The following is an 18,053-nucleotide window of genomic DNA, read 5'->3' on the forward strand; positions in this document are numbered from 1 at the left end:
CTAAAACACTTAATCTTTGAAAACTAAATCTTCATGTTCTTCAATTGCCCAATCATTATTTTCACCCCCAATAATTAACTCTTCAATTTTTACATAATTATTTGATATCTCATTCAAAGAATTTATTAATATATCTATTGAAATGGAGTCTGAAGTTCCAAAATCAACCCAACATCTTCCCCAAAAATTTTGATATTCCATAATTCCTAAATTATGCATTAAGGCTGGAAGAGATGCATTTTTTTGGTCATTATCGTAGGACATCCAACTTAGATCGGAACCCTCTTCATGAGTTTGCAAATTTTCAGAATTAAATCCACCTAACCTGCCTAAAACGTACCAACTATCAAAAACACCATCTAAATAATTTTTTTCATCTTGAGTTGGTGATTCTGAAAACTTGATCCATATCCAACAGTTAAAAGGATCAACTTCCCTAAAAATAATATTCATATTGACTAATAGCTTTTTAGATCTAAAGCTATTATAAGTAAGTTATTACTAGATTAAAATTCATACCTATAACTTAATTAATAATGCTTGATTTAAAAGAGATATCTTATCAACCCCAAACTGGTGAAAGAAAAATAATAGACAATTTAAATTTAGAAGTACATGAAAACGAAATCATTTTAATTTGCGGCAATAGTGGTTCAGGAAAAACAACGCTACTCGAAATAATAAGCGGACTAACAAATCCACAAAAAGGAAAAATTACTTGGAAGAATAAAACTTTATCTTCTAGACAAAGAAGATGGTTTTGTGGTGTAGTATTTCAATTTCCTGAAAGATACTTTATAGGTACAACCATTGGGAAAGAATTAAAAATAGGCTATAAATCTTTAAGAGAAAAAAATATAGAAATAGTTTTAAATAAAGTTGGTTTAAAAAAAATTAATCTGGCTCAACCACCAGAACAACTAAGTGGCGGACAACAAAGACGATTAGCTGTAGCAGTTCAACTACTTAGGAACCCCTCAATTCTTTTACTTGATGAACCAACTGCTGGATTAGACTATTCAATGAGAAATGATGTGAAGAATTTAATTCTTGATTTAAAAAATAAAAATACAATTATTATTGTTACTCATGAACCTGCTTTATTTGAGGGAATTCCTTCTAGGATATTATTCTTGGAAAAAGGGAAAATCAAAAACTTTATGAAAGAAAATCATGCCGGATAGGATAGTTCGGGCTACTGCAGCAAATGGAGGAATAAGATTAGTTGCAGTCTTAACAACAGAATCTTCTTTAGAAGCAAAAAAAAGACACGGTCTTTCTTATTTAACCACCTGTATCTTAGGAAGAGCATTTAGTGCTTCACTACTTCTAGCAAGCTCGATGAAGGTAATGCACGGAAGAGTTACTTTAAGAGTTAGATCTGACGGCCCTTTAAAAGGATTACTAGTTGATGCAGGTAGAGATGGAAAAGTTAGGGGTTATGTAGGGAATCCTAATTTAGAATTAGACCTTGTCAAAATAAGCAATAATAAATATTCTTTTGATTTTACAAAAGCATTAGGTAAAGGATATTTAAATGTGATTAGAGATAGTGGATTTGGAGAACCCTTTACAAGCACTGTTGAATTAGTAAATGGAAATATTGCTGAAGACTTAGCTTCATATTTATATCATTCAGAGCAAACTCCTTCTGCTGTATTAATTGGAGAAAAAATTCAAAATAAAAGTGTTATTTGTAGTGGTGGCCTATTAGCTCAAGTTCTACCTAAAATAGATACTGACCCTCTACTTGTCTCACTACTTGAAGAAAGATGTAAAGAAATTAATTCTTTCAGCGAAGAACTATTTAAGTCAAAAGATAATCTTCTTTCGTTAATTAGAAATATATTTCCCGATATTGACGATAAATCAATCTCTGAAAAAGCTCGTTCTCAAGAAGTAAGTTTTAAATGCAAGTGTTCCAAACAAAGAAGTTTAAATGCGATGAAAATGCTTGATAAAAGTGAGTTAGAGGACATCCTCAAGAAAGATGGCAAAGCAGAGTTGGTTTGTGAATTTTGTAAGAATAAATATCTTATAAATTATGAAGAAATTAAATCGATGATAGAAAATCAATCATAAAAAAATTACGCCTAGCCATAAAATAACCATGGCTGGAATACTTTGAATTTTTTGTATTGATAAAGAGTTATTTGATACTTCCTGAATGAAAGAATTATTTTCAAGCAATCCACCAAAAATTAATCCTATCGAGAGAAAGGTAACACTCCAACCCAGAGAACTTATAAATCTTTTACCGGATTTAATTTGAGTATAGGTAAGTATTAATGTAGAGATAGAGAGTAAAAGTCTATTATTAGAGTCTGGACTGATAAATAACAAAATTAAAAATAATAGCCCAACAGATATTTTTATTGAAAGATTATCAAATGAGGGGGCAGTTATTTTTGGCAGACTATACTGACTTGAGTTCTTAGAGTTATTACTTAAATTTTTTATCTTAGAAAGCAGTGGAAAATTATTATTGGTAAATTGATTAATTTGTTTTTCTTTTTTTGAGGCACTCACAGCTTCATAGCTTACATTTCCTGATTGCCTAGCTTTCAAACTTCCCATGAGTAATTGATCAAAGGAAGATTCTATTTTCGCTTTTAAAATTAAATCTTCACCAGCCTCTTCAACTTTAAGATCTCTAGCCCTCTGAATATCCTCAAAAGCAGCATCTTCTTTTACACCTAAAATTTCATAAGGTGATTTTTCGTTATTGTTTTTACTACTGTTTGAATCCAAATTTTTTTTACCAATAATAACAGATTAACTAATTTTATAATCCATTAAGACTTTATAAAACAATTGGTTCGACTCCACTAACAACAGGAGCAACTTTGTTTAAATTTAGTTGATTATTGTCTTCAACAAATTGATTTAGATTCCACTCATTTTTAAAAAGAATAACTGGCCTATTCCAACAATCTTTAACTATTTTACAATTGAATATCCTGCCTAATTTTTCAATTGCTGGCCATCCATCCGAAATCCATCTAGCCAATTGATATGGCATTGCTTCAAGATTTGCATCTACACCATATTCACTTTTTAATCTATGAGTAACTACCTCTAACTGCAATTGACCAACAGCTGCGAGTATAGGATCTCTTTTGCTCTCATCAAAGTCATAAAGGATCTGAACAGCTCCCTCTTCTCGAAGTTCATTAACACCCTTTCTAAAATTTTTAAATGCTGAGGGATTTGGATTTCTTAGCCAGCTGAATATTTCAGGACTAAAGGATGGTATGCCCTCATATTCCAGATGAGCACCAGTATAAAGAGTATCTCCAATAGAAAACATACCTGGATTGTTTAAACCAATAACATCTCCAGGATAGGCATCATCAACAACTTCTCTATCTTGCCCAAATATTTTTTGTGGTCTTGATAATCTGATTGTTTTCCCAGTTCTGGAATGTTTAACTGACATATCCTTTTCAAATTTACCACTACAAACTCTTATAAAAGCAACCCTATCTCTGTGCTTTGGATCCATATTTGCCTGTAGCTTAAAAACAAACCCACTAAATTCATCGCTTGCAGGTTCAATATCCCCTTTATTACTATTTCTTGAAGTTGGTTTTTGTGCCATTTTTAAAAAACTATCTAAAAATGGTCTTACACCAAAATTAGTCATAGCAGATCCAAAGAAAACTGGGGTTAAAGAGCCATTGAAAACTTTTTCTTTTTCAAATTTCGATCCTGCCTCATCAAGAACCTCTAATTCTTCAAGTGATTTTTCAAGTAAATCTCTTTCTACATATTTTGATAGCTCCTTATCTTCAAGACTTAATCTTTTCTCATTCGATTGTTTCCCTCTCACTGCTTTATCAAATAAAATAACCTCTCTTGAAAATCTATCAACAACCCCTCTAAATTCCTCGCCACTACCAATTGGCCAGTTTATAGGTAGGGTATTTAATCCAAGTTCTGATTCAATTTCATCAAGCAAAGAAAATGGCTCTCTTCCTGGTCTATCCATTTTATTTATGAAAGTAAATATTGGTATTTTTCGCATCTTGCAAACTTCAAACAATTTTCTAGTTTGAGGTTCTAATCCTTTAGCAGCATCTTCCAACATAACTGCATTATCAGCAGCAGCTAATGTTCTATAAGTATCTTCGGAGAAATCTTGGTGTCCTGGTGTATCTAATAGATTAATTACTGATCTTTCATATTCAAATTGCAATACAGTTGATGTAATAGAAATACCTCTTTGTTTCTCAAGTTCCATCCAGTCTGAAGTGGCTTTTCTCTGATTACCCCTGGCTTTTACTGCTCCTGCCTGTTGAATGGCACCTCCATACAAAAGAAGTTTCTCGGTAAGAGTCGTTTTCCCAGCATCTGGATGTGAAATAATAGCAAAATTTCTTCTTTTATTTACCGCATCCAGTATTTCTTTATTATTTAGAATTTTAGTATCTAAGCTCATTTATATAATATAAGGATCTTTCACTTAGTTCTTAAACATTACCATAGACTATTAAATAATTTTCACCTTCTTCAAAGACATCTAAAGAGGATAGGTCGTTCTCTAAAGTGAAATTTTTTAACTCTTTAAAAGTATAAGAAGCTCTTAAAGATGCATAATAATCATTAGTTAAGATCTCATTATATTTTATTGAACATTGTGCTTTGAGTTCTAAAGCAGACTTTTCATCTAATGGCCTTTTTAAGTCCTTGTGAAAATTTACAGTAATATTACTAGACAAACTTCTTATTGTGTTGAAGAAATCTTCAAGATTGGTAATGTGATGAATCAAACTGTTGCTTACTAGTAAACTAATTTTTTTTTTAAGTAAAAAATTATTTAATTTAATGTCTTTGATATCAGAACAAATGTAGCGTAAATTTTTTAATTTTTTGTGATTAGTAGAAATACTTTTATTATATTTTGCTCTCAAAATCATCTCTTTAGAACCATCTATTCCTAAGACTTCAGTATTAGGCCATTTTATTGCTAACTTCTCAGAAATATTTCCTGGGCCACATCCTAAATCAACTATTAAATCATTTTCACCTAAAGAAATATTCTTTCTCAAAAGATATTGATTAATTTGATTAATTAGATTAACTTCCCCTTCTGAAAAATCAGCTTCGTCATAAGAAATGACCTGTTCTTTACCTTCCATTAATTCAGGTTCAGGGATTCTTTCCATATCCTTTCTTGAAACAAAGATTTCATATTAAACATAATTCTACACAAACCGTTAAATAGTGGTAAGAATGGTTGCAGACGCCACAGGTAGAGTTATTCTTCCATTACGGGTTATTTACATAGGTTTTTATCGTGACTGTTGCACCAAATAAAGCTTCTTCAGAGAGCAATTCCAATAATCTTAAAAAAGATGATTTTCCAAAGACTGCGCCAGCTGCTTATCCAGTTTTTTTCAGATCTTATAGTAGAAAAACTTCATCTGGCAAAAGGGAGAACTGGAGCGAAGTAGGAGAAAGGAATTTATCGGGATTAAAAGAATTAGGGAAGCTGTCAGATGAAGAATTGATCCTGATGAGAGAGATGCAAAGTAACCAAAAAGCCCAACCTTCAGGGAGATGGTTATGGATTGGAGGAACTCCTTGGATTAATAAAAACCAAAATTTCTCTGGGGCATACAACTGTACCTCAACAAACTTAATTGATTGGGAAGCCTTCGCATTAATGATGGACTTAGCAATGATGGGATGTGGCACAGGGGCAATAATTGAGCCTCATTTTATAAATAATCTACCTACGGTAATTAACAAAATAAATATTAAATCAGTCAGTGAAGTTGGAATAACTCCTAAAGATCAAAGAGAAGAAAAGTCATCAATAGAAATCAAAGGAAAAGATCTTCATATCAAAGTTGGAGATAGCAGAAGAGGCTGGGTAGATAGCTATAAATATCTTCTTGAGGCATCAAGCAATGAAAATCTTGAAAGAGAAATTGATGTTTATATAAATTTGGAAGATATTAGACCTGCTGGAGAATCATTAAAAGGTTTTGGTGGGATGGCAAATCCTATTAAATTGAAAGATCTATATTCCAGAGTCGCATCACTTCTTGGAAAGGCAATAGGCAGGAAATTAAGTACAGTAGAGTGTTGTTTATTAATTGATGAGGCTGCAGTAACTATAGTTGCTGGGAACATAAGAAGAAGCGCTGGAATGAGACAATTTGCTTCAGATGATAAAGAAGCAGCATCGGCAAAAGAAAATTTATGGAGTCAAGATGAGAATGGTAATTGGAGAATAGATCCTGAAAAAGATGCCCTCAGGATGGCTAATCATACTAGGGTTTACCATACAAAACCCACTTACCAAACTGTTTTGGATGCTGTAACAAAACAATTCCACTCAGGTGAGGGAGCTATTCAATTTGCTCCAGAAGCAATCGCAAGGTCAAATGCAGATATTCTCAAAGATGACGAATTGAGAAAGGAATTTATTGAAATCTACTCAGAGCAAGGTAAGGATGAAGCAAGAAATTGGATAGATAGTAGTTATGGTCCATTCTCTGAAGAAGAGCTAGACCACAGAATGAGCCGATATGGACTTAACCCTTGTGGTGAGATCTTGGGAAATGATTTCCACTGTAATTTGGCTGAAGTTCATCTAAATCAGATAGATCCTGAAAATTTTGAAGAGCAAAAAAAAGCTTTTAAAGCAGCCGCTCTTTCTGTAGCATGCTTACTTAATCATGAATTTGAAGTTGAGCGTTACAGAAAAAGTAGGGAATATGATCCTATTGTAGGAGTAAGTTTCACTGGATTATTTGATTTTTGTGTCCATGCCTTTGGAACACCATGGTTGAAATGGTGGGAAGCAGGAAGGCCAAATAGTGAAGAAGGAGAGATTTTCAAGGAGAAGGAAGCTAAATTCCTAGATTCTTGGAGAAAAATAGTAAAAGAAACTGTCTGGGAATATTGTGATAAACATAATCTAAGGAGACCAAATAGATGCACAACAGTCCAGCCAGCTGGGACTAAAAGTCTACTTACAGGAGCAGCTCCAGGATGGCATCCTCCTAAGGCTCAAAGATTCATTAGAAGAATAACTTTCAGAAAAAATGATCCAATCGCTTTAGCTTGCATGGATTATGGTTACTCAGTTGTCCCATCTCAATCTGATAAAGATGAAAATGGTTGCTTACTCGATAATCCATTTGATCCAAGATGTACAGAATGGTTAGTTGAAATCCCTACAGAAGTTAGTTGGGCAAATATAGATGGTGCAGACCAAATAGACATAAATAATTTCTCAGCACTAGCTCAATTTGATTTTTACATGCAAGTGCAGAAATTTTACACAGAGCACAATACCTCTGCAACCGTAGAATTTAGAGAAAATGAAATCGAGGATCTAGCTAAGGCTATTCATAATGCGATAGAAAATAATGAGGGATATATTTCAGCGGCATTGCTAGCTCGATTTAGTGCTAACGCTACTTTCCCCAGATTACCCTTTGAACCAATAAGTAAAGATGAATATATATCATTGCAAAATAAAGTAATAGAAAGGAAAGTTAATAACGATTTCTTTGATGCTCTTAATAAATATGATGTTGGAGAACTATCTGAAGCAGGACCAGCAGGTTGTGATTCAGATAAGTGCTTACTTCCTCTTGCTAAACCAAAAGATTAAATTTTGAATTATTTGTAAATAAAAAATATAAATTAGTTTTTAAAAATTTAATTTATGGCTACCTCTTAATTAGGGACATAAATTATTTATGACATTAAGCTTAAATATTGGGAACTTTTTTAATGATTCTTCTAGTCACGCGTTAGTAGATGAGCTAAGAAAAAGAACATCAGAAGAGGATATCCTAGATTTTGAGGAAAAATTTAACTCCAAAAACGAAAAAAATCTACACGTGTATATATGTAGATTTCTAAAAAATAGATCAATATCCAGAGGCCTAGCCTCTAGATGGTTAATAACCATAATTGAAAACAAAGAATCAAAAATTGATGCTTTGAAAAAACTAAATAATTAGGACAGCCCTGATAGTTTCCATAGAGCAATTCCAAAAATTGAGAATCCCATAATAAAAGTAAAAGCTAAAGCATTTACCAATTGAACCTTATCATTCATTCTGTTTGCGAATGGTAATAATTGCGCAAATAATGGAGTCTCTTCAACTATTGCAGATTTTTTTACAGTAGGTTTTTTGCTTCTAGAAAACATAAAACAAATTTTATAATCTTAAGAATTTTACATTTAAAAGTTCATTAAATAAAAAATACTTCTCAAAAACGAACAAAATGTAACCTGTAAGCAATCACGCTGATATTGCGATAAATATTCTTATCAGAAACCTAAACTATGATTAATATATTAAGTTTATTTATTAAAAACCTAGACAAATAATTTTAATAGATGTTATTATAAATTTGTAGCAACCGCTACCAAAACGTTCAACTTGCGTATAGCAAGCCGCAAATCGACTTAAGCCATGGAACGGGGACTTAAGCGAAACCGGAGCTAGAAAATGACTCTAATTTACAGAGGACAAAAGTACGTCCAGAACAAAGAAGCAGCTAAAAAGCAGCACAATGAACTAACTTATAGAGGAAAAGCTTACACCAGCTAGTTTATTTAACCATTAAAAGAAAAAGCCACATTTAGTGGCTTTTTTATTATCCATTCTTAGACTAAATAATAACTTAATACTTCTCACAAGCATTAATATAATGTGATTCAATTGCATTTATATATTAGATAACAATGGCAGACCAAAAACCTTTATTTAAAGCACCTTATGACATAAAAGATGTTAGTGCTCTTTTCGCCATAGTTGCCTTTGTTTTAATAATAGCTGCCATAGTTGGGAATAACTTATTTGGTTTATTTCAACAAAATGTCAACTTTGGATGATTTTTTTGGAAGCAGACTAGATTTTTTGTGGACTCATTTTATGGGCTAAAATTTGACTAATAATAGTTTGTTATAACGATTTAACTCATCATTATTAATAACTTCCTGTATTAGTCCTATACAGAAACTTATAATCGTTGGACTTTTTCTGAAATTTTTCTTTGAAATTACTTGTCATTATTGATTTTTGTTTATAAAAATGTAGTTATTGGTATTAATTTAAGAACTTTAATATTTTGGGATCATATAAAGTAAAAACCTTACATAAGGAAAATTTATTTTCTTTTTCAAGAATCAGACCTGATATTTACGGCTCCACTCATCCTCAGAATTTATTATCTGAAATAAAGGAAAAAGCGGAATTTCTATATGAGTTGTTGGACAGGCATGTAATTTCCATAGACCCATTCAGTAAAGATTGTCTTCTACAACTTTTCAGACTGGCTGCAAAATTCGAAAGTAACCCAAACAGATATATTTCCCATAACAGTCCCCTCAAGGGAAAGATACTCATAAATGCCTTCTATGAACCAAGCACCAGAACAAGATTATCGTTTGACAGCGCATGGCACAGGCTAGGTGGCGATTCAATAAATATCACCGATAAAAGTTCCACTGGAATTGCCAAGGGAGAAACCCATTTGGATATTGCTCATATGTTTAATAATTACGGTGACTGCGTTGTTCTAAGAGAAAGTGACAATGAGGCGATCTTTGAAATGACAAAATCTTTGAGAATTCCAATAATAAATGCTGGTAATGGAATCGATGAACATCCCACTCAGGCGATGTCTGATCTTTATACGATTTTTAAATGGAGACCTCATCTCGTTAACAAATCTATTGATGATAGTGAAAAAATAACCATTGGTATCATCGGAGTTCCATCACGTATGAGAACAGTCAGATCTCTTCTAAAATTATTCTGTAAGTTCCCATATTTCATAAAAAAAATTATTGTAATTTACGATGACAAATCTATTGATCAGAACGATCTATTTGATGAAGGGCAGCTAGAACAACTTATTGAATCTGATCTAAAGATTGAGCTGGAGACGGATATGCAAAAAGTATTGCCTTCACTAGACGTTACCTATATAAATGCAATTGCATGGGTGGGAGATAATTATGAGGTTCATGGAAGTGCTTTTAAATTGCACAGTGAGTTGCCATTTAAAAAAGATTCCATAATATTGCATCCTCTTGCTCGTGGTCCTGAATTATCAACATCACTGGATCAGACCTCAAAAAATTGGTATTTTGCTCAGTCAAGAGGAGCAGTATTTGTAAGGATGGCTTTGCTTACTTGTCTGATGGATAGAACTACAAGAGTAATGGATGTTGTTTAATTAGATGTGTGGGATAGGCGGGGTTTTTAATAAATCAAAAGATAAATCAGTTGAACCTCAGATTCTTGTAAATATGGCGGCTATTCAAAGCCATCGTGGACCGGACGGTTTTGGATATAAATTATCAGATGATGCTTCTGTAGGATTCTGTCATGCGAGATTATCAATAATAGATTTAAATGAAAATCGAGCCAGGCAGCCTTTTGTCGGAGGTGCCGAAAATCATATTCTTATGGCACATAACGGTGAATTTTATGACTTTCAGAGAATCAGGGCTGATCTTGTTGCACAGGGCGTAAGCTTTTCTTCAAAAAGCGATTCGGAAATATTGCTTAGGCTTTATGAGAAATATGGCATTGATGAATCATTATCTTATCTGCGAGGAGAATTTGCCTTTTCATTATTTGATGCAGAACAGGATTGTCTTTATCTTGTAAGAGATCGTTTTGGGATTAAACCTCAATACTGGATTGAGACCGACGATTCCTTAATATTTGGCTCTGAATTAAAAGTATTATTCGCCCATCCATCAGTTGAAAGAAAATTTACGGGTGAAGGACTGGTTCATCAATTGATGCAGGTAATGGTACCTGGCTCTACAGCATTTGCCGGTGTTAAACAAGTTAAACCCGGATATATCCTTAAGGTCAAAAGAGTAAATAATAAATTTCAGATAACAGAGGAAAAATTCTGGGATATAAATTTCCCTAAGAAAAACACTTATGAAAGAGATAAAAGTGAAAAATATTTTATTGAAAATATTAGAAAAGAATTGTTGAGAGCAGTTGAATTAAGAATGGTCGCTGATGTTCCTGTCGGCTGTTATTTGTCCGGTGGAATTGATAGTTGCTCAATTTTGGGATTAGCTTCTGCCATAAGTCAAAAATCAGTAAAGGCATTCACGATTGGTTTCAGTGATGAAAGATATGATGAAACTTCGATAGCAAAAGAGATGGCTGTCGCCACAAATGCAGATCATGAGATTTTAAAAATAAATGGAGATGATCTGTATGGGAATTTTGAAAAGGTTCTATGGTTTACTGAAAGATCTATTTATAACACCCTTGCAATTGCAAAGTACCTTATGAGTAAAAGAGTGAATGAGCTCGATTATAAGGTCGTTATGACAGGAGAGGGCTCAGATGAATTGTTTGGAGGCTATCCCGCTTTTAGAAAAGATATGTATACCTATGGGGTCGGAATTTCTAATTCAGAATCTGAGAATCTTAAAGAAAATCTGGAAAATTCAAATGATATTTTCAAGGGCGCGATGCTTGCTAATGAAGAGATAAGTAATAAATCTTTCAAGGAGTTTTTAGGATTTACGCCAAGTTGCCTTCAACCTTGGCTTGCATGTGAAACTTATGCGAAAAGTCTAGTCTCAAGTAAATATAAAGAGATAACGGAAACTTATGATCCCGGGGCGGCAATTTTTGGAGAACTTGACCTTGAACAGTTAGAAAATAGATACGCAATTGATCAGGCTCAGTACGTTTGGATGAAGACTATGCTTGAGGGCCAAATTCTCACATGGGGTGGAGATAGAGTGGATATGTCAAATTCAATGGAAGCCAGACCTGCATTTTTAGATCATCACCTAGCTGAAGCTGCTGTTGCTGTCCCCCCTGAATTAAGGATTAAAGACAATGTCGAGAAGTATGTTTTAAGAGAAGCCATGTCAGGATTGTTGCCTGAATCACTATATAAACGTGAAAAATTTCCTTTCATGGCTCCCCCTTCCCATGCAGATAAAGATAATTTAAGTTCTATGCAGGAAATTGTGAATGAATTTTTAAATCCTAAGAGGATAAGAGAATTTGGAATCTTGGATGAAACAGAAGTAAATGATTTGCTGAATAAATTTTTTAGTTCAGAGCTTGATGCCTCAGAAAAAGTACAGTTGGATGCAATAATCAATCATCTTTTAAGCGTTCAGATCTTATATAAGATTTTTATAATTGAGGATATCCCTGATAAGGCTCAAAAGATGGCTGATAATTTGGGCTGGAAAGTTTGAATTCGTTTCTTAAATTAATTTCTGAAAAGGTGTAAACCAATACAGGTTTTATTTGAAAAATAAGAGACCTTAAATAGGTTTAAGTAATAGAAGTATGAGTTATAGCGCTGGGTTAAACATCCTAGAGCCACAGGTAATAAATAGGGAGAGAATCCAAGACTTGATAGATTCTTTTTCTTCAATCGGAGCTTCTGAGAATGGTTCTGTTTCAAGAAGAGGTTTTTCTGATGAAGATATATATGCAAGAAATTTCTTTATGAAAACCCTTAAGGAATTAGGTTTGAAAATAAGAATTGATACTGCAGGAAATATTATTGCAAGATTAGATGGGCATGATAATAATCTACCTCCCATTGTTACCGGATCTCATCTCGACACTGTTCCAAAGGGAGGTAAGTATGACGGAACTTTAGGAGTGATTGCAGGAATTGAAATTGCTTTTTTTCTTCAGGAAAATGACATTAAATTAAATAGACCATTTGAAATAATTGTCTTTGCTGATGAAGAATCGACAATGATTGGTTGTAAAGGCTTTACAGGTAATTTATCTGTTAAAGAAGAAGATTTTGTTACCAGTAATTCTTGCTCAATAATTGATAATCTTTCTCGGATTGGTGGAAATTGGCTTGAGATTAAAAGTGCGGCAAGAAGTAAAAAAGATATATTCGCTTTTCTTGAATTACATGTTGAACAGGGAAAGGTACTTGAGGATGGTGGTTTGGATATCGGAATTGTTAATGGAATAGTAGGTCAAAAAAGAATAACCGTTAGGGTTAAAGGTCAGGCAAATCATGCAGGAACTACCCCGATGTCAAATAGAAATGACGCACTTTTGGCCGCCTCTAAAATTATTGTTGGTATTGAACAGATAGCTAAAACTACTTCTGAAAGTGCAGTTGCAACTGTTGGTAAATTGAAATTACATCCCAATGCGGCAAATGTTATTCCAGGAGAGGCGGTATTCACAATAGATATGAGAGATTTGGATGAAGATGTGATTGGGAAAATGAGCTTAAGAATTGAGAATCTATGCTCAGAAATTCAAGAGGGTACTGGATGCGTAGTACAGATAGAACCTCAATTTGAAGTGATCCCCACTAAGTCATGTCCTAAATTAGTGAGCTCTTCATTTCATGAATCTGAAAAGTTGGGATTTAAAACTGGAATCTTACCAAGCAAAGCAAGTCATGACTCACAAGAAATAGGAAGGATCTGTCCTATGGTTATGATCTTTGTCCCAAGCAGAAATGGTCTGAGTCATTCCTATAAGGAATATACTTCTCTTGATCAATGTGCTAATGGTATTGAGGTTTTATTAAATACAATATTTTCCATTGATAAGAATTTTTTAGACAAGCCACTAATGATATAAATGACATTTTCAATTATTGGTTTTGATCCTTTAAAAAATAGATTTGGTGTTGCAGTTTCTTCTTGCCATATAGCTGTTGGCTCAACAGTTTCATTCGTTAGATCACAGGTTGGTGCTGTTGCAACTCAAGGCCAAACTAATCCTTATTTAGGAATAAGAAGTCTTGAGTCACTCCAATCTTGCTCTGATTCGAAAATTGTTTTGGAAGATTTAATTAAAGAAGATTTTGGCAGGGAAAAAAGACAGGTTCACTTAATTGATAAGTATGGGAGAAGCGCATGCTGGACAGGTCAAGAATGTTTTCAGACAAGCGGACATATTAGTGGAGAAAACTTTTCTGTGGCTGGCAATTTTCTAGAGAATATTGAAGTTCTTGAGGTGATGGCTGATGTTTTCAAACAAAGTGATCCAAATATTAAATTAGGGAAAAGACTACTTGATGCTCTTAATGCAGGAGAAAGCGTAGGTGGAGATAAACGAAGCCTCCGTTCAACCTCAAGCGCTCTAAAAGTTAGTGGAGAACTTGGCTTTCCTCTTTTAGATCTGAGAGTTGATTATCATGATTCCTCTGTAGATGAACTAATTAGAATTTATAAACATAGTCAAAGTGAATGGGCCCAGGAATGGAGAGACTCAATGAATGACCTGCCTGAAATGAATATGAAACGAGAATTTAGGGTTGCTTAAACTTTAATTATTATTGTCAAATTTTTACAAAATGAAAGGCCACCCACTTTTCCGAAGTTGCCAAAGATTAGCAAATTCTCGTTTTATGTCGATCGCTAAAGACCTATTAAATTGGGAGCAAAAATTTTCCTCAGATAATGCAATAGGGGTTGCTGAAAGACTTACTGCAAAATAATCTATTGCGTTTAAATTCCTTTACTGATTTTGAATAGATATTAGCTGTAAGGATTGCTCCAAAATTTACTAAAACTACAGTCAAGACCAGTAGCTCGATAGCGAGGTTGGTCATAAGATTACCCTCCTTATACTTATATAAAAACTCTATAACGACTTTGTAAGTATTGAATAGAGTTTAAATTCTTATTTTTGGGAGTCTAAATCTTTCTTAGTTAGTTGCTTTTTTCCCCTTAGCGATCATTACTATTGGTACTAAGAGATAAGTAAAGAAAGAGATTAAGAAAATGTCTATGTTCATTGGTTTTTACTATAAATTTTTTAAATCTTGCTCTATTTTCTCAAGTTTTTTGTTTAGTTCTGTTTTCTCCTTTAATAGAGATTTTTTCTTTAATTGAAGTTCTTTGTTAAATGGAGAATTGAAGTACTTTTTGTAAGCTAGAAAAAATACAGCCAGTGCTACAACAATCCCTATCGCGCCAATTATTAGTATGGGCGAAGATGGAAAATCGTAGAATGGTACAGAAAGTAAAAGCATTTAGACAAAACCTGGTATTATTTGGCCTGTTGTTAAGTAAGCTCCGACAGCAGCAATTAATCCAAGCATTGCAAATCTGCCATTGAGAGTTTCTGCAACCACTTTTTCTTTTTCGATTGTTTTTAATTTAGGGTTTGAATTTGTCATTGGATTTGAAGTTAGATAGTTTAAATTTTCGTTTTGAAATTGCTTGGTTAGATAAGCAACGAGGATAGCTGTGAAGAATACGATTACAGCTAAAAAACCTGAAAGAGGAGACATTAAAAAATACCAGGAATTATTTGGCCTGTAGTTGCATAAGCTCCCAAAAGTGCAACTAAACCGATCATTGCCCAGCGACCATTAACTTTTTCTGCGTTTTGAGGATATCCATCGTAAGAAACAGATTGATCAACATAAGGACGGGGTTCAGTTGGAAAAATATTTTGCCTTCCACCTGATTCTGTAGTTATGTATGAAGAATTAGTCATTGGTTAAGTAATTTAATTGTTAACAAACGTAACATTCTTATTAACTAATGTAAAGAAAAAGGTTAGAAATATGTGTATTTCGGTACTATATAGGCAATTACGATACATATATGTAACAGTTAGAAATTAATTTTTAATGTTGAAGCTAATAATTTAAAGATCATGGAGATATGAAAAGTCTCTTCTGATTTGTTTTTGATTGATCAAAATTAGGTAATGACAGATCCTATTCTCTACTTATCAATGATCCTTGGGCTGGGAGGTGTTTATATCTTGATTGCCTCTTTCAACACTGGCTAATGCACTTAAATTTAAGAATAAAAGTGATGAAATCTTTGATCATCAACGTCAGCCATTAAATCATATTCCTCTAGTTTTTTTGTAATTCTTTTATATTCAATATCAATTACAAAATGAGCTATATATTTTTCTAAAAAATTTATATTGGTTTTTAGTTTCATTAATATCCTTTATTTATTAATAGCTATTAATTCTCTTTTTAACTTTTATTGAATAATTGTTCTATCAAAATTGAGAAAATCTCATTAAGTCTAATAAGCACAGCTTATAGAGGGTATGAGAGTAAGTAATTATACTCACACTTATAGTTTTCTATTATTAGATTTGTTTCAAGATTGCATTAGGAAGCGTCTTGGCTAAACAACCAACCAAACAAATGAACGAAACAAAAAAAGTTGAGAAGGAAAAAATTGTAGCTGAGAAGCTCAATGGTAGATTTGCGATGATCGGCTTTATTGCCCTTATTGGAGCATATCTAACAACAGGACAAATTATTCCAGGGTTTGTATAAGATGGATTTTATATCTAAAAAACAAGGATATGTCCCCCTTAAGGTTGTTCCTTACATATTCTTTGTTGCAGTTGTTTTAAGCATCACAACAACAAATACATTCGTATAGTTTTTCAAAACTTACATCGTCATGAAAGTCAGCTAGTAGGGATACAGGCTGACTTTTTTAATTGGTATTGAGCAAGTGACTTGGAATAATTAAATCAAAACTAATAATTAAAGGATAGAGAATATTAAATGAAACGTTAACTTTCTGAAACGCTATCAATTACTCCCAATTAGTTTCAAATTCAGGTCTGAATTTAGTAAGTTTAGAAATTTCTAATTCAAGTTCCTCTTCGGAATTAAAACCTAGATCTTCATAGGATTCTAAACCTAATGAAGTTTCTTTTTTTAAAATTATTTCCATTTACCATAAATGATTAACTTAATACTAGATTTTTATAATTTAAAGAAAATACTTAGTTTTTGATTCAACACCTTTTGACCAATTTAATAATTGACAATATATCTACAATGTATATATGAGACCCTTCTTTTATTTATGGAAGAAAAAGGATTTAACGTAACTCAGGGAATGGCCTTGCTACTTTTGAAACCATTAAACTTGCCTGCTAATTACGTTCTAAATCTAATAATTTACATAACTAATCCTAAAAATAATATTGGTTATTAATTATGCTCCCCAAATTAAAAAAAATTGAATGAAAGTTCTCGAAAATATCGCATCCGATTTAGAGCAAAGAATTGCTGATGCTTCAATTGGTAATACTAATAGGCCAACCATTCTGTTTTGTGGCTGTGATTCTCGACTAAAAAAAGATATGCATAAACGTGCAAAACGCATTGGTTTTACTCCTTCTTACTCAATCAAACACCCTACTATTAAAGTTGAATTGCAAAATTTTGGGAATAGAAAAATAGAATCAGATAGGTTTAAGACAATAACTATGGACTATGAAAACTTTGAATTTATTTGCAGGTATCTAGAGAGTTAAGCATCTTTCAAAGATCTATTTTTGTTTTTATGTTATTGTTAGTAAATCTCAGGTAGAGATAAGACTAAGCAATATTGGCTAGCTAAAGAATTTTTGAAAAAGAATCCCACCTGCAAGAGTCAAATACTTTCTGATAAATAAATTGTTTTGATCTATTCAATAGAGCAAATGCAAAAAATGAAAATCACTTATTAAGCCTGTGTCTATGACACTTAACAAACAAACAAATGAAAAAACTAAACAAAAAATATGCTGACTTAATGCGCAAGGCTCAACAAGCTACAGGAAGAAAAGAGGCAGTTGGATTAATCCATAAAGCAGCAAAGTTAAAAAGTAAATTTGATCAATACGAGATGATGTAGTCTGATATTGATTGATAGTGGAAATAAGTCAATAAAAAAAATTTAAGTGCGTTTGGATAAATTACTATTTTAAATTGCTAGAAATATTATTCATTTTTCACATCTTATTAGGTCAATACTGTTTGGATGTTCATTTATATACTTATTAAATTCCATTGCTAGTGTTCTAGCCTCGTAAGCGTCAGAGGCATAAAAACAATTTTCTAATCTTATATTTTGAAAATCACGGTAGTGCACTGTATATGGCTTCAACATATTAATTTTGTTAATTTTAATTTACTAAAAAGCAATTAAGCTATATCTCAACCATGCATATGTTCGTAAAATTAAAGCACTACTTTTGTTGTTATCAAAATATATTTACTTAAAGTATGTACAAATTGGTGAAAGTTGATCTATGTTCTGT

The 18,053-nt window shown here is 32.7% G+C and carries 26 protein-coding genes; 15 read left to right on the plus strand and 11 right to left on the minus strand.

From position 1 onward, the window contains the following. Positions 1–9 precede the first annotated feature (9 nt). Positions 10–453, minus strand: coding sequence for a DUF3531 family protein (locus EU98_RS06575; RefSeq protein ID WP_032515330.1), 444 nt, complete (start codon positions 451–453; stop codon positions 10–12). Positions 454–536: 83 nt separating this feature from the next. Here EU98_RS06575 and EU98_RS06570 point away from each other — a divergent pair, with 83 nt between their 5' ends. Together EU98_RS06570 and hslO are read left to right on the plus strand one after the other, a co-directional pair. Further along, on the plus strand, positions 537–1,184 hold the full coding sequence (locus EU98_RS06570; protein ID WP_032515332.1) for an ABC transporter ATP-binding protein: 648 nt from the start codon (positions 537–539) through the stop codon (positions 1,182–1,184). Beyond that, the gene (hslO, locus tag EU98_RS06565; RefSeq protein WP_032515333.1) at positions 1,174–2,082 is read left to right on the plus strand and encodes an Hsp33 family molecular chaperone HslO; all 909 of its coding nucleotides are present in this window, start codon (positions 1,174–1,176) and stop codon (positions 2,080–2,082) included. The genes EU98_RS06570 and hslO overlap by 11 nt, the downstream gene beginning before the upstream one ends. Here the strand turns inward: hslO and EU98_RS06560 are convergent. Genes EU98_RS06560 through EU98_RS06550 form a run of 3 tightly spaced genes read right to left on the minus strand, consistent with a single transcriptional unit; the run spans position 2,077 to position 5,168 of the window. Next, on the minus strand, positions 2,077–2,751 hold the full coding sequence (locus EU98_RS06560) for a CPP1-like family protein (RefSeq protein WP_032515334.1): 675 nt from the start codon (positions 2,749–2,751) through the stop codon (positions 2,077–2,079). The genes hslO and EU98_RS06560 overlap by 6 nt on opposite strands. Positions 2,752–2,803: 52 nt before the next feature. After that, positions 2,804–4,441: a peptide chain release factor 3 gene (locus EU98_RS06555; protein ID WP_032515335.1), complete on the minus strand. Its 1,638-nt coding sequence runs from the start codon at positions 4,439–4,441 to the stop codon at positions 2,804–2,806. 31 nt (positions 4,442–4,472) lie between these two features. Beyond that, on the minus strand, positions 4,473–5,168 hold the full coding sequence (locus tag EU98_RS06550) for a class I SAM-dependent methyltransferase (protein ID WP_032515336.1): 696 nt from the start codon (positions 5,166–5,168) through the stop codon (positions 4,473–4,475). A 131-nt stretch (positions 5,169–5,299) separates the two neighbouring features. On the opposite strand from EU98_RS06550, the gene nrdJ reads away from it, so the two are divergent. Together nrdJ and EU98_RS06540 are read left to right on the plus strand one after the other, a co-directional pair. Continuing rightward, the gene (nrdJ, locus tag EU98_RS06545) at positions 5,300–7,633 is read left to right on the plus strand and encodes a ribonucleoside-triphosphate reductase, adenosylcobalamin-dependent (protein WP_032515337.1); all 2,334 of its coding nucleotides are present in this window, start codon (positions 5,300–5,302) and stop codon (positions 7,631–7,633) included. A gap of 88 nt (positions 7,634–7,721) precedes the next feature. Beyond that, the gene (locus EU98_RS06540) at positions 7,722–7,988 is read left to right on the plus strand and encodes an RNA recognition motif-containing protein (RefSeq protein WP_032515339.1); all 267 of its coding nucleotides are present in this window, start codon (positions 7,722–7,724) and stop codon (positions 7,986–7,988) included. Here EU98_RS06540 and EU98_RS06535 read toward each other — a convergent pair. Then, complete coding sequence (locus tag EU98_RS06535) at positions 7,985–8,179, minus strand: hypothetical protein (RefSeq protein WP_032515340.1); 195 nt, start codon at positions 8,177–8,179, stop codon at positions 7,985–7,987. The genes EU98_RS06540 and EU98_RS06535 overlap by 4 nt on opposite strands. A 304-nt stretch (positions 8,180–8,483) precedes the next feature. On the opposite strand from EU98_RS06535, the gene EU98_RS09430 reads away from it, so the two are divergent. The 7 genes from EU98_RS09430 (at position 8,484) to EU98_RS09790 (ending at position 14,469) form a co-directional block, all read left to right on the plus strand. Further along, positions 8,484–8,585 (plus strand): DUF4278 domain-containing protein, encoded by a 102-nt coding sequence (locus EU98_RS09430; RefSeq protein WP_011862700.1) that lies wholly within the window; start codon positions 8,484–8,486, stop codon positions 8,583–8,585. Between the two features lie 134 nt (positions 8,586–8,719). Next, entirely contained in the window at positions 8,720–8,869 is a 150-nt protein-coding gene (locus EU98_RS09785) for a hypothetical protein (RefSeq protein ID WP_011818161.1), read from the plus strand. A 236-nt stretch (positions 8,870–9,105) separates the two neighbouring features. Further along, a complete protein-coding gene (locus EU98_RS06530) occupies positions 9,106–10,218 on the plus strand; it encodes an aspartate/ornithine carbamoyltransferase family protein (protein ID WP_241466377.1) in 1,113 nt (370 codons plus the stop codon). A gap of 4 nt (positions 10,219–10,222) precedes the next feature. After that, complete coding sequence (gene asnB / locus EU98_RS06525; RefSeq protein WP_032515342.1) at positions 10,223–12,235, plus strand: asparagine synthase (glutamine-hydrolyzing); 2,013 nt, start codon at positions 10,223–10,225, stop codon at positions 12,233–12,235. Positions 12,236–12,329: 94 nt separating this feature from the next. Then, positions 12,330–13,607, plus strand: a complete 1,278-nt coding sequence (locus EU98_RS06520; protein ID WP_032515343.1) for a Zn-dependent hydrolase — start codon at positions 12,330–12,332, stop codon at positions 13,605–13,607. Further along, a complete protein-coding gene (locus tag EU98_RS06515) occupies positions 13,608–14,294 on the plus strand; it encodes a DUF1028 domain-containing protein (RefSeq protein WP_032515344.1) in 687 nt (228 codons plus the stop codon). A gap of 31 nt (positions 14,295–14,325) precedes the next feature. Further along, a complete protein-coding gene (locus EU98_RS09790) occupies positions 14,326–14,469 on the plus strand; it encodes a hypothetical protein (RefSeq protein ID WP_193742997.1) in 144 nt (47 codons plus the stop codon). A gap of 309 nt (positions 14,470–14,778) precedes the next feature. On the opposite strand, the gene EU98_RS06510 is transcribed toward EU98_RS09790, so the two are convergent. From EU98_RS06510 to EU98_RS09795, 4 genes are all read right to left on the minus strand, one after another. Continuing rightward, entirely contained in the window at positions 14,779–15,006 is a 228-nt protein-coding gene (locus EU98_RS06510; protein WP_032515345.1) for a hypothetical protein, read from the minus strand. Continuing rightward, positions 15,007–15,267 carry a chlorophyll a/b-binding protein gene (locus EU98_RS06505; RefSeq protein ID WP_032515346.1) on the minus strand — a complete coding sequence of 87 codons (261 nt, stop codon included), beginning with the start codon at positions 15,265–15,267 and terminating at the stop codon, positions 15,007–15,009. It abuts the gene before it with no gap. Further along, a complete protein-coding gene (locus EU98_RS06500) occupies positions 15,267–15,476 on the minus strand; it encodes a high light inducible protein (protein ID WP_025931410.1) in 210 nt (69 codons plus the stop codon). Before EU98_RS06500 ends, EU98_RS06505 begins: the two co-directional genes overlap by 1 nt. 311 nt (positions 15,477–15,787) lie before the next feature. Continuing rightward, on the minus strand, positions 15,788–15,937 hold the full coding sequence (locus tag EU98_RS09795) for a hypothetical protein (RefSeq protein WP_193742998.1): 150 nt from the start codon (positions 15,935–15,937) through the stop codon (positions 15,788–15,790). 215 nt (positions 15,938–16,152) lie between these two features. Here EU98_RS09795 and EU98_RS06495 point away from each other — a divergent pair, with 215 nt between their 5' ends. After that, complete coding sequence (locus EU98_RS06495; protein ID WP_032515355.1) at positions 16,153–16,287, plus strand: high light inducible protein; 135 nt, start codon at positions 16,153–16,155, stop codon at positions 16,285–16,287. Between the two features lie 268 nt (positions 16,288–16,555). Here the strand turns inward: EU98_RS06495 and EU98_RS09800 are convergent, their stop codons facing one another. Then, entirely contained in the window at positions 16,556–16,696 is a 141-nt protein-coding gene (locus EU98_RS09800) for a hypothetical protein (RefSeq protein WP_193742999.1), read from the minus strand. 135 nt (positions 16,697–16,831) lie between these two features. Between EU98_RS09800 and EU98_RS10125 the strand changes: the two genes are divergently transcribed. From EU98_RS10125 to EU98_RS10130, 3 genes are all read left to right on the plus strand, one after another. After that, entirely contained in the window at positions 16,832–16,963 is a 132-nt protein-coding gene (locus tag EU98_RS10125) for a hypothetical protein (protein ID WP_275040602.1), read from the plus strand. 28 nt (positions 16,964–16,991) lie between these two features. Beyond that, a complete protein-coding gene (locus tag EU98_RS06490; RefSeq protein WP_032515347.1) occupies positions 16,992–17,285 on the plus strand; it encodes a hypothetical protein in 294 nt (97 codons plus the stop codon). A gap of 227 nt (positions 17,286–17,512) precedes the next feature. Further along, positions 17,513–17,647, plus strand: a complete 135-nt coding sequence (locus tag EU98_RS10130; RefSeq protein ID WP_257787465.1) for a hypothetical protein — start codon at positions 17,513–17,515, stop codon at positions 17,645–17,647. 90 nt (positions 17,648–17,737) lie between these two features. Here the strand turns inward: EU98_RS10130 and EU98_RS09630 are convergent, their stop codons facing one another. Next, positions 17,738–17,902: a hypothetical protein gene (locus EU98_RS09630; protein WP_072165439.1), complete on the minus strand. Its 165-nt coding sequence runs from the start codon at positions 17,900–17,902 to the stop codon at positions 17,738–17,740. Between the last annotated feature and the right edge of the window lie 151 nt (positions 17,903–18,053).

The sequence above is a fragment of the Prochlorococcus marinus str. MIT 9314 genome, assembly GCF_000760035.1.
Lineage (GTDB): Bacteria > Cyanobacteriota > Cyanobacteriia > PCC-6307 > Cyanobiaceae > Prochlorococcus_A > Prochlorococcus_A marinus_B.